The following is a 13,187-nucleotide window of genomic DNA, read 5'->3' as shown; positions in this document are numbered from 1 at the left end:
CGGTACAGACTACTCACCATCGCGATGTGTTTCGGGCTCCGCTCACCGTTCGACGAAGCCGTCGAGCTCCCCGCGCGGTTCATCCACACGCTCGACCACCAGGTCCACCTGTCCCGGGGTGGTGCCGGACCGCAGTGCGTCGAGCAGGGCGAGCGCCTTGTCTCGTGGCCCCTCGGCCACGACCAGCACCCGACCGTCGGCCTGGTTCGAGGCATGGCCCACCAGACCGAGTTCGAGGGCCCGGGACCGCGTCCACCACCGGAAGCCCACGCCCTGTACGTGTCCGTGGACATGCGCGGTCAGCCGGATGCGGTCGGTGCCGTCGTCGGTCCGGGTCTGGTCTGGCACCGTGTCAGTCCGTCTCGATCCGCAGATCCACCTCGGCACCGGCCTTGACGGTACGTCCGACGGTGCACACCGCGTCGATGGCGCGTTCGACGACGACGAGCAGGCGCGCCGCGGCCTCGGGTTCGAGTTCGGACAGGTCGATCTCGAGGATCTCCTCGATGCGCGGGTAGACCTCGTTCTCGCGGTCCGCGTCGCCACTCACCCGGATCGTCGCGTCGTAGTCGTCACCGAGGCGACGGGCCAGCGGCCGGTCCGACGACATCCCCGTACATGCGGCCAGTGCGATCTTGAGCAGTTCGCCCGGGGTGAAGACACCGTCGACGTCCTGTGAGCCGATCAGCACCTCGGCGCCGCGAGAGCTTCGTCCGGTGTAACGGCGGGTGCCCGTGCGCTCGACCCAGAGGTCGGTGTGGACCTGGTCGGCAGGGACCCCGGACGTGGGGGCAGTGGCTTCGGTGGTCATCGAAGGCGGGTCCTCTCAGAGTCTCCGGCGGGCGCCGCCGGCATCGCGAACAATAGTAAGAGCTCCGGATCGGGAATTGTTCCCGGCGCCGCAGCACGACCCGGCTGGGTCAGCGTCCACTCGGTGGTCGCTGGCAGCGCGGACAGAAGAACGAGCTGCGGTTCATGAACTGCTCCCGCCGCATGATCGCCCCGCACCGGCGGCACGGCTCCCCCGCCCGCCCGTAGGCGTTGAGAGACCGCTCGAAGTACCCGGACTGTCCGTTGACGTTCACGTACAGGGCGTCGAACGACGTGCCGCCGACCTTCAGGGCCGACGCCATCACCTCGGTGACGGCGTCGATCAGCTCCCGCAGCTTCTTGCGACTGATCGTCTCGGCGATCCGCGCGCCGTGTAGTCGCGCGCGCCAGAGCGCCTCGTCGGCGTAGATGTTGCCGACCCCGGAGATCACGGTCTGATCCAGGAGGACCCGTTTGATCTCGGAGTGCTTGGCGCGCATGCGATCCACGACGCGGCCGGCATCGAAGGCCGGGTCGAAGGGATCGGTGGCGATGTGCGCCACCGACATCGGGATGTCGGCGGGCGGTGCTCCGTTCTCGAGCGCATACACATCCGGGGTGTAGTCGTCGAGATGCCAACCGCCGAAGGTCCGTTGGTCGACGAAGCGGAGTTCGTTCTCGTCGTCGAGGACGGCACGGACCCGCAGATGCGTGTGGTCGGGGGTCCCGGTCCGTGCGATCAGCATCTGTCCGCTCATCCCGAGGTGGACCACCAGCGCCGCCCGGTCGGCGGAGTCGGCGAGATCGATCCACAGGTACTTGCCGCGCCGGCGCACCCCGGTCACCTGTTTGCCGGCGAGCCGCCCGATCAGATCCGGTTCCCCGCCGAGGTGACGACGGATCGCACGCGGATGAAGGACCTCGGTCGACGCCACCACCCGACCGACGAGATGGGTCTCGAGACCGATGCGGACGGTCTCGACCTCGGGTAGTTCAGGCATGCATCGCCACGTGCGAGTCGTTCACGGGGTGGAGGTTCACGAGGCGGAGGCGCGCTCGGTGAGCACTTTCCAGGCGTGCGCCGCGGCCTGCTGCTCCGCTTCCTTCTTGGTCCGGCCGACGCCCTCGCCGAGGCTCTCGCCGGCGACCAGCGCGGTGGCGGTGAACTCTTTGTTGTGGTCAGGACCGGTCGCACTGATCTGGTACTGCGGCGGGCCGAACCCGCGTTCGGAACTCAACTCCTGGAGCGAGGTCTTCCAGTCGAGTCCGGCGCCGAGACGACCGGCACGATCGATGCGTTCGTCGAAGAGCCGGAGGATGACCCGCTGTGACGTCTCGAGTCCATGGCTGAGGAAGACCGCACCGAACAGCGATTCCAGACCGTCGGCCAGGATCGAGTCCTTGTCACGACCGCCCGTCATCTCCTCGCCGCGTCCGAGGAACAGGTACTTGCCCAGTCCGCCCTCGTCGCCGAGCCCGCGCGCGACGTCGGCGAGCGCGTGCATGTTGACGACGCTCGCCCGGATCTTGGCCAGCTCGCCCTCGGGCCGATCGGGATATCGCAGATAGAGACGTTCGGTGATGACGACGCCGAGCACCGAGTCGCCGAGGAATTCCAGCCGCTCGTTGGTGGGCAGACCACCGTGCTCGTAGGCATAGGACCGGTGGGTCAGCGCCAGGGTGAGGAGGTCGTCGCGAATCTCGGTGTCCAGGGCGTCGAGCAGCGCGGCTCGCGGTCCGCCCTCGCGCACGACCTCAGTCACGATGTCGTTCCCGGTCGGAATCCGCGGTCTCGGCGGTGTCGCCGTCCGATGCCGACACCGAGTCGCCCTCGGCGAGGTCGGCGAACTTGTTCGCGAGGCCCGCCCAGCGGGGGTCGATGACCTCGTGCGAGTGCCCCGGCTCGGCGATGGCGAGCCGGACTCCGCAGACCTGGCACAGACCCTCACAGTCCTCGGAACACAGCGGCGACATCGGCAGTTCGAGTGCGACCGCGTCGATGATCGACTGTTCGAGGTCGATCCGGTCGTCGGCGATGCGATGGACGTCGTCGGCGTCGGTCGTCTGCTCGGTGGCGCTGTCCGGATAGGCGAACAGCTCGGTGAGGAAGACCGTCACGGTCCCGTCGACCGGCTCGAGGCAGCGCGAGCACTGACCGACCGTCTCACCACACACCGTTCCGGTGACGAGGATTCCCTCGGAGACCGCCTCCAGGCGGAGGTCGAGGTCGACGTCGGAATCCGCCGGGATTCCGACCATCTCGACGCCGAGCCGCTCAGGTGTCCGCACGGTGCGATGCACCTCGGACATGGTTCCCGGGCGACGTCCCAGCGAACGCACATCCAGCACGAACGGCTCGCGCTTCGGAGTCGAACCGGGACCGCGCGACGGCTCTGAAGTCACAGCATGATCAGCCACAGACGCCTACCATACGCTCGCCTCCGGGAATGATCGACCGACGCCGGCGGCGCGTGAGAGCCCGGTCGACAGCCGTGTCACACCGCGAGCGGCGAACCGTGGTCGCGGTCGTAGGTGTGGCGGGCCGATGCCTCGCGCGAGCGCGATCCGTCACCACGACCCTCCGGCCGTGAGGACTCGTCGACGCCCCGGGGGTACTCGACGTAGTCGTGCATTCCGGCACCGGTGCGCAGCTGATGCCGCCCACGGTTCACCGACCGCAGCGTGCCGGTCAGGACCTCTTCGAACTGGGCGAGCTTCTCGTCGACGTAGACGTCGCAGTCACCGCGCAGGCGATCTGCCTCGGCGTGCGCGGCGTCGATGATCCGCTCCGCCTCGGACTTCGCCGCACCGACCACCTCGGTCTCGGAGACGAGTCGCTGCTGCTCGGCGATGCCGTCGGCCACCGACTTGTCGTAGGAGTTGTTGGCCGCGTCGATGGTGCGCTGGGCTTCGGCCCGCGCCCGGCCGGTGACGGCCTCGAATTCCCGCGCCGCGCTCGTCTGCAGGCGATGGGCCTCCTCGGAGGCGTCCTCGACGAGCGAGCTCGAGTGCGCGCTGGCCTCGTCGACCATGCGGTCGGCCTGCGCCTTCGCCTCGGAGAGGATGCGGTCCGCCTCGGCGCGCGCGTGGGCGAGGACGGCCTCGGACTCCGAATCCGCCTTTGCCACCGTCGTCTCGGCGTGCTCGCGGGCGTCGCCGATGAGCGTGTCGCGCTGGTCGAGCACGTCCTGCGCGTCGTCGAGCTCGCCGGGGATGGAGTCCTTGATGTCGTCGAGCAGTTCCAGCACGTCGCCGCGCGGGACGACACAGCCTGCGGTCATCGGCACACTCCGTGCCTCTTCGACGATCGCGACCAGCTCGTCGAGAGCCTCAAATACCCGGTACACAGCCACCCCAATCCGGCGCTTGCCTGGTTGCAACAGTTGGTGAATCTGTGACTATTGTGCCGAATGGTGCGCTTGTGACTCGTGAAGCGCGTGGGGTGTGTCGCGATATGTCCCGGATCAGGCCGACAATTCGCCTGACAGCCGGCTCATCAGGCGGTCGTGAACATGTCCCGACAGGAATGGCGAGACGTCACCGCCCAACTTCGCCACTTCCTTCACCAACGAGCTCGAGACGTGAGCGAAACGCGGGTCGGTGAGCAGGAAGATCGTCTCCACGTCGGCGAGCTCGCGGTTCATCTGCGCCATCGGCACCTCGTAGTCGAAGTCGACCGCGGAGCGCAGCCCCTTCACGATCGTGTGGATGGACTCCTGCCGCAGATAGTCGACGAGCAGACCCTCCCACCGATCGACCCGCACGTTCGCCAGGTCCGCGCAGTCCTCTTCGATGAGTCCGATGCGCTCGTCGACGCCGAACATGCCGCGCTTGTTGGGGTTGACCACCACGGTGATCACGACCTCGTCGAAACACGCCGCGGCGCGTTCCACCACGTAACGGTGACCAAGGGTGAAGGGATCGAAGGAACCGGGACACACAGCCGTCGTCATGGTCTGAACCTACCGGTCAGACCAGGCGGCCGATCTCCACCCGGGTGTCGCCGTAGGACTTGTCGACCATCACGTCGTACGACGCCGGCCACACCTCTCCGCGGGAACGGGCCGCCCGTTCGACGACGACCAGCGCGTCGTCGTCCAGGCGTGTGGTCAGGAGAGTGAGGTCTTCGGCTATCCGGTCGGCGGCGACGTCGTAGGGCGGGTCGGAAAACACCAGACCGAAGCGCCGTTCCGGCTCGCCCGCGAGGTAGGCGGACACCGCGCGCGTATGTACGGTGGCGTTCGAGGCCACCCCGCACGCCTTCACGTTCGCGGCGATCGTGACGGCAGCCCGGCGCCCCGAGTCGACGAACGTCGCGCCCGCGGCTCCCCGCGAGATCGCCTCGAGACCCAACGCGCCCGATCCCGCATAGAGATCGAGAACCCAGAGCCCGTCCAGATCGGATCGGGCGGCCAGCATGTTGAACACCGACTCACGAACACGGTCGGACGTGGGTCGGGTGCCTTCGCCCGGAACGCGCAGCCTGCGCCCACCCAGCCGGCCGGCGATGATCCTCGTCATGAGGCCATTCTGCAACCCGTGCAGCCACGCAAACCAATCCTGAATCCCGTCTTTGTGAGCCACTTCACATTGCATGCCTGAACAGGGACAAGGTAGTGGTTCTGCAAGCCAATTTCCGCAGGTACATGACTTCCCCGACACGCGTTGTTAACGTCGAATGCGTTATGAGCCCTTCCCAAACAAGAACGGCCCCAACAACCACTCTTGCCGTCGACTACCGGACACCCACGGTCGACGACGGCACCCGACTCTGGGAAATCGCCTCGGACTCAAAGGTTCTCGACGTCAACTCGAGCTACTCCTACGTCCTGTGGTGCCACGATTTCGCCGCCACGTCCATCGTGGCCGAGGTCGACGGCCGCGCAGTCGGTTTCGTCACCGGCTACCGTCGGCAGAGCGACCCCTCCACCCTGATGGTCTGGCAGGTCGCCGTCGACGACGAGGTCCGTGGACACGGCATCGCCGCGACGATGCTCCATGAGCTGTTCGACCGCGCCAACCGCCAGGGCATGGTGGCCATGCACACGACGATCAGCCCGGACAACATTCCGTCGCAGCGCCTGTTCGGATCGGTCGCCAAGGCCCGTGGACTCCGATTCGAGCGCCGAGACCTGTTCCCCGCCAACGCGTTTCCCGACTCCCACGAGCCGGAGGACCTCTACATGCTCGAGCCGGAGATCCCCGAGCCCTGAGGCGAACGCCCCGAGCGCGCTTGCGCCGAACGCAGATCGGCGCCTGACGACCGGGTGCACCAGTGCAGATCGAACCGTCTGCCGACTCCGTGATCGGTTGTCCCGCCGGACTTCTCGAACACAAGCCGACCCCGCCCGTGGGACATATTCCACCTCGGCCATCGCAACGAAGCGCCTCCGAGCCGAGCACATCTGAGAACCCCACGCTGTCACACCAGAAGGAAGCAAAGAAATGCAACTTCTCGACACCCACATGGACGATTCCGTCTTCACCACCCACGAGTCGGAGGTGCGCAGCTACTGCCGTAACTGGCCTGCTGTGTTCACCACCGCGAAGGGTTCCTACATCACCGACCAGGACGGTCGTGAATACCTCGACTTCTTCGCCGGCGCCGGTTCGCTGAACTACGGCCACAACAACCCGATCCTCAAGAAGGCCCTCCTCGAGTACATCGAGGCCGACGGGATCACCCACGGTCTCGACATGGCAACCGTCGCCAAGGGGAACTTCATCCAGAAGTTCACCGATCACATCCTCGAACCGCGTGGACTGGACTACAAGATCCAGTTCCCCGGACCGACGGGTACCAACGCGGTCGAATCGGCACTGAAGCTCGCCCGCAAGGTGACCGGTCGCGAGTCGATCATCAGCTTCACCAACGCTTTTCACGGTATGACCCTCGGATCGCTGTCGGTGACCGGCAACTCGATGAAGCGCGCCGGCGCGGGCATCCCGCTCGTCCACGCGACCCCGATGCCGTTCGACAACTACTTCGGCGGGGTCATGGAGGACTTCCACTGGTTCGAGCGAGTGCTCGACGACTCCGGCAGCGGCCTGAACCGGCCGGCCGCGGTCATCGTGGAGACGGTCCAGGGCGAGGGTGGCGTGAACGTCGCCCGCGCCGAGTGGCTGCGTGCGCTGTCGGACCTCTGCGAACGGCGCGACATCCTGCTGATCGTCGACGACGTCCAGATGGGTTGCGGACGCACCGGTGAGTTCTTCTCCTTCGAGGAAGCCGGCATCAAGCCCGATATCGTCACCCTGTCGAAGTCGATCAGCGGTTACGGACTGCCGTTCGCGCTGACCCTGTTCAAGCCGGAGCTCGACGTGTGGACCCCCGGCGAGCACAACGGCACCTTCCGCGGCAACAACCCGGCCTTCGTCACCGCTGCCAAGACCATCGAGACCTACTGGACCGACGACGCGCTGACGCGCGACGTCCACGCCAAGGGTGAGCGAATCCACGAGGTCTTCACCGACCTGTGCAGCCGCTACGACGGCATCTCCACCCGCGGACGCGGCATGGTCCGCGGACTCGCCTTCGACGACCACACCGCGGCGGGCAAGGTCTGCGCCCAGGCCTTCGGCGCGGGACTCCTGGCCGAGACGTCGGGTCCGTCCGACGAGGTCGTGAAGCTGCTTCCGCCGCTGACCATTTCGCGCGAGGACCTCGACCGCGGCCTGTCCATCCTGTCCGATGCAGTCAAGGAGGTGATCGGATGATCGTCCGAACCACAGCCGAGATCACCGGTACCGACCGTGATGTCGCCGACCCCAAGGGCAATTGGGTCTCCAAGCGCATCGTCCTGGGCGGCGACCGGGTGGGCTTCTCGTTCCACGAGACCACCATCAAGGCCGGCTCGGTCAACGAGTTCCACTACGCCAACCATGTCGAGGCCGTCTGGCTCGTCGAGGGGACGGGAACGCTGCTCGACCGTGAGACCGGCGAGACCTATCCCCTCGCGCCGGGCACCATGTATCTGCTGAACGGACATGAGCGCCACACCGTGACCGCCGACACGCAGATGCGCATGCTGTGCGTGTTCAATCCCCCGGTCGTCGGCACCGAGGTGCACGACGAGAACGGCGTCTATCCGCTGGTGACGGTGCCCGCACCAACCGGCAAGCACGCCGAGGAAGCCGTTTCCTGACGGCCTGACCCTTCCGAACGATCGCCACTTCCGGTGTGGATCACCTCTCGCCCCCAGCGCGGGTCAGGTGATCGGCACCGGAAGTGGCGTTTGTCGTGCGTTCGACTCCCACAAGGCCAGAACCGCACCGGCGGTCCGAGCGGGCTGCTCGAGCGCCGGGATCACCCGGGCCTCGTGGACAGTGACCTCATGCGCATCGTGCATGGTGCGCGCCACCTCCCGCGCCTCCTCGGGCGTCCATTCGCCACGGTCATCGGTCGTCACGAACAGCACCGGACACGAGATCTTCTCGGCCGCCCACGCCAGATCCGTGCGGTGGAGAATCGCGGTCTCGATGGCCGGGATCATCGACCTGCCCGAGACGTGGACCGCCTCTCGCACGAGATCGACCGCCTCGGGATCCTCGCGGCGGGTGCGCTCGGTGAACAGCGTGGACACGATGGTCGACCACACCGGGCCGCGGGCTCCGATCATCCGGTACAACGGCAGCAACAGCTTGACCCGGCGCCGCAGAGCGGGCTCGATCGGACCGGTCGGTGCGCTCACCGCGACCAGGGTGTTCACCAGCGCCGGTTCGACGGCGGCCACATGCATACCCACGTGACCTCCCCACGCGTTCCCGACCCAGTCCACCGCAGCGGCACCCGTCAGTTCGCGAACTCTTGCGATCACGTCGAGTGCGGCATCGGCGCACGCCGCGATGTCGGCGGGCTGGGCGGTCTTCTCGCTTTGCCCGCACCATGGCGCGTCGACCAGGAACAGACGCCGCCTCTCCGCCAGTGCGGGTACCACCCGGTCCCAGCTCCGCGAATCGACGAACATGCTGTGCCACAACACAGCCGGCGGGCCGTTGCCCACATCGCGAACACGGAGTCGCCCCAGTCGCGTCGGGACATCGAATTCTTTGATCACTGCTCCCACCGGTGATAGGTGATGCCCGAGCGGCTCACCGAATATTGACATTACACTGTGTATTTCCAATTCTGTCTAGACTCATCGGCGTGGTCAGGCCCTATTCATCCGAACTGCGGACAGAGCGAGCCCGCGAGAACCGTGCCCTGGTCCTCGCCACCGCCACCGCCATGTTCTGCGAAGACGGGTGGGTGGCGACGACGATGTCCGGGGTGGCGACCCGTGCGGGACTCACCCGTCCCACGGTCTACCGGCAGTTCGACAACAAACTCGACCTGCTCGACGCCTGCATCGTCGCCGCCCTGCGGCATGACGAGGGCGTCCCGGTCCGCGACGGTGCCGACTACCAGACGATGGGTGAGGGCAGCAGACCTCGACGCATCCGCGCCGCGGCATCGTGGTTGCGCGATGCGCACCTTCGCTCGGCGGCCATCCAGCACGTACTCGACGAGGCCGCCGTCACCGACGACGACGCGGCGACGCTCCGGGATGAACGGGAGCAGACCCGCTGGGACGAGGTCCGGTTCGCACTCTCGCTGATCCTCGGCCGGCCGGCCGACGACGAGACCGTGGACTCGATGTGGATGCTCTCGTCGCGAACACTCTGGCTGCGTCTCGTCCGCGAACGCGGGTGGAGTCCGGACCGGTGGGAGGAGTGGTTCGTCGTACACACCACCGCCACTCTGGACCGGCTCGACGGAGCCTGAGTCGCGCTTATCCTGGGCAGGGTGCGTACTCGTCTCCAGCTCGGCACCACCCCCGCCGAACACACACCGCTCGACGACGACGTCGAGGATCGGATCGCGCTGGCCGCCGACATCCTCGCCGGTCGCCGTGTCGCGGTTCTGACCGGGGCCGGCATCTCCACCGACTCCGGCATCCCCGACTACCGCAGCCCCGGTTCGCCGCCGCGGACACCGATGACCCTCGAGATGTTCCTGTCGTCAGCCGACTTCCGCCGCCACTACTGGGCCCGCAACCACCTCGGCTGGCGGCACATGGACGCCGCGGTCCCCAACCGCGCGCACCTCGCCCTGACCGAGCTGCAGCAGCGCGGGTGGATCTCGCGGGTCCTCACGCAGAACGTCGACATGCTGCACACCAAGGCAGGGACGCGCGGAGTCATCGAGCTCCACGGGTGTTACGGCCGGGTCCGTTGCCTGAACTGCGACTGGCGGATCTCGCGGCATCGGCTCGCCGAGCTTCTCGAAGGTCTCAACACCGAGTTCGCGCGCCGCGTCCGCGGGCACGGCGCCATCGAAGTCGCCCCCGACGCCGACGCCACCCTCTCCGACACCTCCGACTTCGTGATGATCGACTGCCCGAACTGCGGCGGGATCCTGAAGCCCGACATCGTCTACTTCGGCGAGACAGTGGCCAGAGACGTTGTGGACGAGGCATTTTCGGCGGTCGACGCCGCCGACGCGCTGGTGGTCGTCGGGTCATCACTCACCGTCATGTCCGGTCTGCGATTCGCCCGGCGCGCACACCGGGCGGGCAAGCCGCTGATCATCGTCAACCGCGGAGTCACGCGCGCCGACGACATCGCCACACTGAAGATCGACCACGAGGCGGGGTTCGTACTCCCGGCGCTGGCAACCTTCTGATCACGCGGTCCGCGCCTCAGCGCGAGACGACCACCAGATCGTCGGCGTGGACCACCGGGCGCTGCAGCTCAGGGGGAAGGTCGACGGTGGAGCGGCCGACCATCGAGGTCACGTCGTCGATCCCGTAGGCCGCGACTCCCCGGGCCCGCACCGTGTCGTACTGGTCGACGAGTTCGACGACGTCCCCTTCGAAGAACCTGCCGGTCGCCCCGACGATCCCCGCGGCGAGAAGCGAACGCCGCCTGCGCGACACCGCGTCGACCGCTCCGTCGTCGAGCACGATCCGACCGCGTGCGTCGGCGGCATGACGCACCCAGAAGCGTCGGGCGGACAGCCGCTCGGGCCGGGCGGCGAACACCGTCCCCACCGAGGCGTCGGCCAAGGCCTGCGCCGCCGACGAGGCAGCCGCCAGCAGCACGGGCACGCCGGCGTCGGCCGACAACCGGGCGGCGGCCAGCTTGGACGCCATGCCGCCCGTACCCAACGCGCCGCCGGATCCGGCGATCACCCCGTCGAGGTCCTCGGGTCCATGGACCTCCGGGATCAGCCGGGCACGACGACCGTCGATCCCGACCTTGCGCGGATCACCGTCGTAGAGGCCGTCGACATCGGAGAGCAGGATGAGCGCGTCGGCTCCCGACAGGTGCGCGACGAGCGCGGCGAGCCGGTCGTTGTCGCCGAAGCGGATCTCGTTGGTGGCCACGGTGTCGTTCTCGTTCACCACCGCGACGGCACCCAGTGAACGCAGACGGTCAAGTGTCCGTTGGGCGTTCGCGTGATGACTGCGATTGGAGATGTCGTCGGCGGTGAGCAGGACCTGACCCACCGTGCGGCCGTACCGCGCGAAGGACGTACCCCACGCGTGCGCGAGAGCCAACTGCCCGACGCTGGCCGCCGCCTGCTTGGTGGCCAGATCGGTGGGGCGTCGTTTGAGCCCGAGCGGCGCGATACCGGCGCCGATGGCACCGGAGGACACGACGATCACATCCGACCCGGCCCTCATCCGTGCTTCGAGGGCGTCGGCCAGGCCGTCGAGCCGGTCGCGGTCGAGCCCCTCGGTGAGGTCGGTCAGCGCCGACGAGCCGATCTTCACGACCACGCTGCGTGCGTGCGCGATCCGGTCGCGCACCGACCCGTCGCGGACGCGATCGACGGACCCCGCGGTCACGGGAGGTCCCGCTCCCCGCCGTCCTCGTCCGGGAGACCGCGACGCAGGCGTCGTGCCTGCTTGCGTTCGGCGGCGCCCACGCGATCGGAGCGGTCGAGTCGGATGTCGGTGCCGCGACCGGTGACCGGGACGTCGTCGCCCATCGGCGTCGACGGTTCCCAGTCGAAGGTGACGGGCCCGATCGTGACGGGTGCACCCGGCTCGGCACCGCGACGCACCAGTTCGTCCTCGACGCCGAGACGGTTGAGCCGGTCGGCCAGGTAGCCCACGGCCTCGTCGTTGTCGAACTGGGTCTGCGCGATCCAGCGCTCGGGGCGGGTACCGCGGACGATGAAACCGCCCTCGTTGTCCGGATCGGTCTCGATCGTGAAGCCCGTGTCGTCGACGGCCTTGGGCCGGATGATCGCGCGCCGGGCGACCTTGGGGGGCTGGGCCGCCCGGTACTCCCGCACCATCCGCGCCAGCGCGAAGGTGAGCTCACGCAGACCTTCGTGGGCGACCGCCGAGATCCGGAACACCGGCCAACCGCGTTCGGCGAGTTCGGGTTCGATGAGATCGGCGAGCTCGGCGGCATCGGGAACGTCCAGCTTGTTGAGGATCACCACGCGGGGACGGGACGCGAGGTCGCCGAGTCCGTGGTCGTCGTCGAGTGCCGGGACGTAGGCGGCCAGCTCGGCTTCGAGCGCGTCGATGTCGGAGATCGGGTCGCGGCCGGGTTCCAGTGTGGCGCAGTCGACGACGTGTGCGAGCACCGCGCAGCGCTCGAGGTGACGGAGGAACTCGAGGCCGAGACCGCGGCCGGTCGAGGCGCCCGGGATCAGACCGGGGACGTCGGCGATGGTGAACACGTCTCCCGCGGTCTGCACGACTCCGAGGTTCGGGACGAGCGTCGTGAAGGGGTAGTCCGCGATCTTCGGCTTGGCGGCCGAGAGCACCGACACCAGCGAGGACTTGCCGGCCGACGGGAATCCGACGAGGCCGACGTCGGCGACGGACTTGAGTTCGAGGACGAGCGAACGCTGTTGCCCCTCCTCCCCCAGCAGCGCGAAGCCGGGGGCCTTGCGAGCCTTCGACGCGAGGGCCGCGTTCCCCAGACCGCCACGACCACCCTGCGCGGCTTCGAAGACCGTGCCCTCGCCCACCAGGTCGGCGAGGATGGTCCCGCGATCGTCCAGGACGACCGTGCCGTCGGGCACCTTGAGGACGAGATCCTCACCGTTCGCGCCGTCGCGGTTGTCGCCCCCTCCGGGCCTGCCGTTGGAGGCCTTGGCATGCGGATGGAAATGGAAGTCGAGGAGGGTGTGCACTTGGGGGTCGACGACGAGTCGCACTGACCCGCCGTTGCCGCCGTTGCCGCCGTCCGGCCCGCCGAGAGGTTTGAACTTCTCCCGATGGACCGACGCGACGCCGTGGCCGCCGTTCCCCGCGGCGACATGGATGGTCACGCGGTCGACGAACCGAGACATCGAGATTCCTTACTTCAGTCAAAAAAGAACAGGGCGGGCGGGGTACGCGATGACCCTGCCCGCCCTGTGTAAAGGCTGT

16 protein-coding genes are annotated in these 13,187 nt (G+C 67.8%); 5 read left to right on the top strand and 11 right to left on the bottom strand.

From position 1 onward, the window contains the following. Positions 1–42 precede the first annotated feature (42 nt). The 8 genes from AC3B6C_RS17690 to rsmD form a co-directional block, all read right to left on the bottom strand. Positions 43–348, bottom strand: coding sequence for an acylphosphatase (locus AC3B6C_RS17690; RefSeq protein WP_488373635.1), 306 nt, complete (start codon positions 346–348; stop codon positions 43–45). A 4-nt stretch (positions 349–352) separates the two neighbouring features. Beyond that, positions 353–811 (bottom strand): OsmC family protein, encoded by a 459-nt coding sequence (locus tag AC3B6C_RS17685; RefSeq protein ID WP_010841597.1) that lies wholly within the window; start codon positions 809–811, stop codon positions 353–355. A gap of 109 nt (positions 812–920) precedes the next feature. Then, positions 921–1,811, bottom strand: coding sequence for a bifunctional DNA-formamidopyrimidine glycosylase/DNA-(apurinic or apyrimidinic site) lyase (gene mutM, locus AC3B6C_RS17680; RefSeq protein WP_488373634.1), 891 nt, complete (start codon positions 1,809–1,811; stop codon positions 921–923). 36 nt (positions 1,812–1,847) lie between these two features. After that, positions 1,848–2,573, bottom strand: a complete 726-nt coding sequence (gene rnc, locus AC3B6C_RS17675; RefSeq protein WP_010841603.1) for a ribonuclease III — start codon at positions 2,571–2,573, stop codon at positions 1,848–1,850. Then, on the bottom strand, positions 2,566–3,213 hold the full coding sequence (locus tag AC3B6C_RS17670) for a YceD family protein (protein WP_148281273.1): 648 nt from the start codon (positions 3,211–3,213) through the stop codon (positions 2,566–2,568). Before AC3B6C_RS17670 ends, rnc begins: the two co-directional genes overlap by 8 nt. 92 nt (positions 3,214–3,305) lie before the next feature. Then, positions 3,306–4,157, bottom strand: coding sequence for a DivIVA domain-containing protein (locus AC3B6C_RS17665; RefSeq protein WP_488373633.1), 852 nt, complete (start codon positions 4,155–4,157; stop codon positions 3,306–3,308). Between the two features lie 117 nt (positions 4,158–4,274). Continuing rightward, complete coding sequence (gene coaD / locus AC3B6C_RS17660; RefSeq protein WP_014926444.1) at positions 4,275–4,763, bottom strand: pantetheine-phosphate adenylyltransferase; 489 nt, start codon at positions 4,761–4,763, stop codon at positions 4,275–4,277. A 16-nt stretch (positions 4,764–4,779) separates the two neighbouring features. Continuing rightward, positions 4,780–5,331 carry a 16S rRNA (guanine(966)-N(2))-methyltransferase RsmD gene (gene rsmD / locus AC3B6C_RS17655; RefSeq protein WP_488373632.1) on the bottom strand — a complete coding sequence of 184 codons (552 nt, stop codon included), beginning with the start codon at positions 5,329–5,331 and terminating at the stop codon, positions 4,780–4,782. Between the two features lie 164 nt (positions 5,332–5,495). On the opposite strand from rsmD, the gene ectA reads away from it, so the two are divergent. The 3 genes from ectA to AC3B6C_RS17640 all read left to right on the top strand — a co-directional run bounded on the left by ectA (position 5,496) and on the right by AC3B6C_RS17640 (position 7,955). After that, positions 5,496–6,023: a diaminobutyrate acetyltransferase gene (gene ectA / locus AC3B6C_RS17650; protein ID WP_010841608.1), complete on the top strand. Its 528-nt coding sequence runs from the start codon at positions 5,496–5,498 to the stop codon at positions 6,021–6,023. A gap of 232 nt (positions 6,024–6,255) precedes the next feature. Beyond that, the gene (gene ectB, locus AC3B6C_RS17645; RefSeq protein ID WP_010841609.1) at positions 6,256–7,527 is read left to right on the top strand and encodes a diaminobutyrate--2-oxoglutarate transaminase; all 1,272 of its coding nucleotides are present in this window, start codon (positions 6,256–6,258) and stop codon (positions 7,525–7,527) included. Next, on the top strand, positions 7,524–7,955 hold the full coding sequence (locus AC3B6C_RS17640; protein WP_014926442.1) for an ectoine synthase: 432 nt from the start codon (positions 7,524–7,526) through the stop codon (positions 7,953–7,955). The genes ectB and AC3B6C_RS17640 overlap by 4 nt, the downstream gene beginning before the upstream one ends. A 63-nt stretch (positions 7,956–8,018) precedes the next feature. On the opposite strand, the gene AC3B6C_RS17635 is transcribed toward AC3B6C_RS17640, so the two are convergent. After that, a complete protein-coding gene (locus AC3B6C_RS17635) occupies positions 8,019–8,867 on the bottom strand; it encodes an alpha/beta fold hydrolase (protein ID WP_488376294.1) in 849 nt (282 codons plus the stop codon). 89 nt (positions 8,868–8,956) lie between these two features. Here AC3B6C_RS17635 and AC3B6C_RS17630 point away from each other — a divergent pair, with 89 nt between their 5' ends. Together AC3B6C_RS17630 and AC3B6C_RS17625 are read left to right on the top strand one after the other, a co-directional pair. Beyond that, on the top strand, positions 8,957–9,574 hold the full coding sequence (locus tag AC3B6C_RS17630; RefSeq protein ID WP_488373631.1) for a TetR/AcrR family transcriptional regulator: 618 nt from the start codon (positions 8,957–8,959) through the stop codon (positions 9,572–9,574). A gap of 21 nt (positions 9,575–9,595) precedes the next feature. Continuing rightward, positions 9,596–10,474 carry a Sir2 family NAD-dependent protein deacetylase gene (locus AC3B6C_RS17625; RefSeq protein ID WP_010841613.1) on the top strand — a complete coding sequence of 293 codons (879 nt, stop codon included), beginning with the start codon at positions 9,596–9,598 and terminating at the stop codon, positions 10,472–10,474. Between the two features lie 16 nt (positions 10,475–10,490). On the opposite strand, the gene proB is transcribed toward AC3B6C_RS17625, so the two are convergent. Next, a complete protein-coding gene (gene proB / locus AC3B6C_RS17620) occupies positions 10,491–11,642 on the bottom strand; it encodes a glutamate 5-kinase (protein WP_010841614.1) in 1,152 nt (383 codons plus the stop codon). Further along, on the bottom strand, positions 11,639–13,108 hold the full coding sequence (gene obgE / locus AC3B6C_RS17615; protein WP_488373630.1) for a GTPase ObgE: 1,470 nt from the start codon (positions 13,106–13,108) through the stop codon (positions 11,639–11,641). The genes proB and obgE overlap by 4 nt, the downstream gene beginning before the upstream one ends. Between the last annotated feature and the right edge of the window lie 79 nt (positions 13,109–13,187).

Source organism: Gordonia sp. 11cp, from assembly GCF_057767225.1.
The sequence above is the reverse complement of the archived record's forward strand: the minus strand, read 5'-3'. Positions and strand labels throughout refer to the sequence as shown.

What these genes read in the sequence shown, in the direction of transcription:
- AC3B6C_RS17685 (WP_010841597.1), bottom strand. Translation starts at nt 811, where the DNA reads ATGACCACCGAAGCCACTGCCCCCACGTCCGGGGTCCCTGCCGACCAG.
- mutM (WP_488373634.1), bottom strand. Translation starts at nt 1,811, where the DNA reads ATGCCTGAACTACCCGAGGTCGAGACCGTCCGCATCGGTCTCGAGACC.
- coaD (WP_014926444.1), bottom strand. Translation starts at nt 4,763, where the DNA reads ATGACGACGGCTGTGTGTCCCGGTTCCTTCGATCCCTTCACCCTTGGT.
- rsmD (WP_488373632.1), bottom strand. Translation starts at nt 5,331, where the DNA reads ATGACGAGGATCATCGCCGGCCGGCTGGGTGGGCGCAGGCTGCGCGTT.
- ectA (WP_010841608.1), top strand. Translation starts at nt 5,496, where the DNA reads ATGAGCCCTTCCCAAACAAGAACGGCCCCAACAACCACTCTTGCCGTC.
- ectB (WP_010841609.1), top strand. Translation starts at nt 6,256, where the DNA reads ATGCAACTTCTCGACACCCACATGGACGATTCCGTCTTCACCACCCAC.
- AC3B6C_RS17640 (WP_014926442.1), top strand. Translation starts at nt 7,524, where the DNA reads ATGATCGTCCGAACCACAGCCGAGATCACCGGTACCGACCGTGATGTC.
- obgE (WP_488373630.1), bottom strand. Translation starts at nt 13,108, where the DNA reads ATGTCTCGGTTCGTCGACCGCGTGACCATCCATGTCGCCGCGGGGAAC.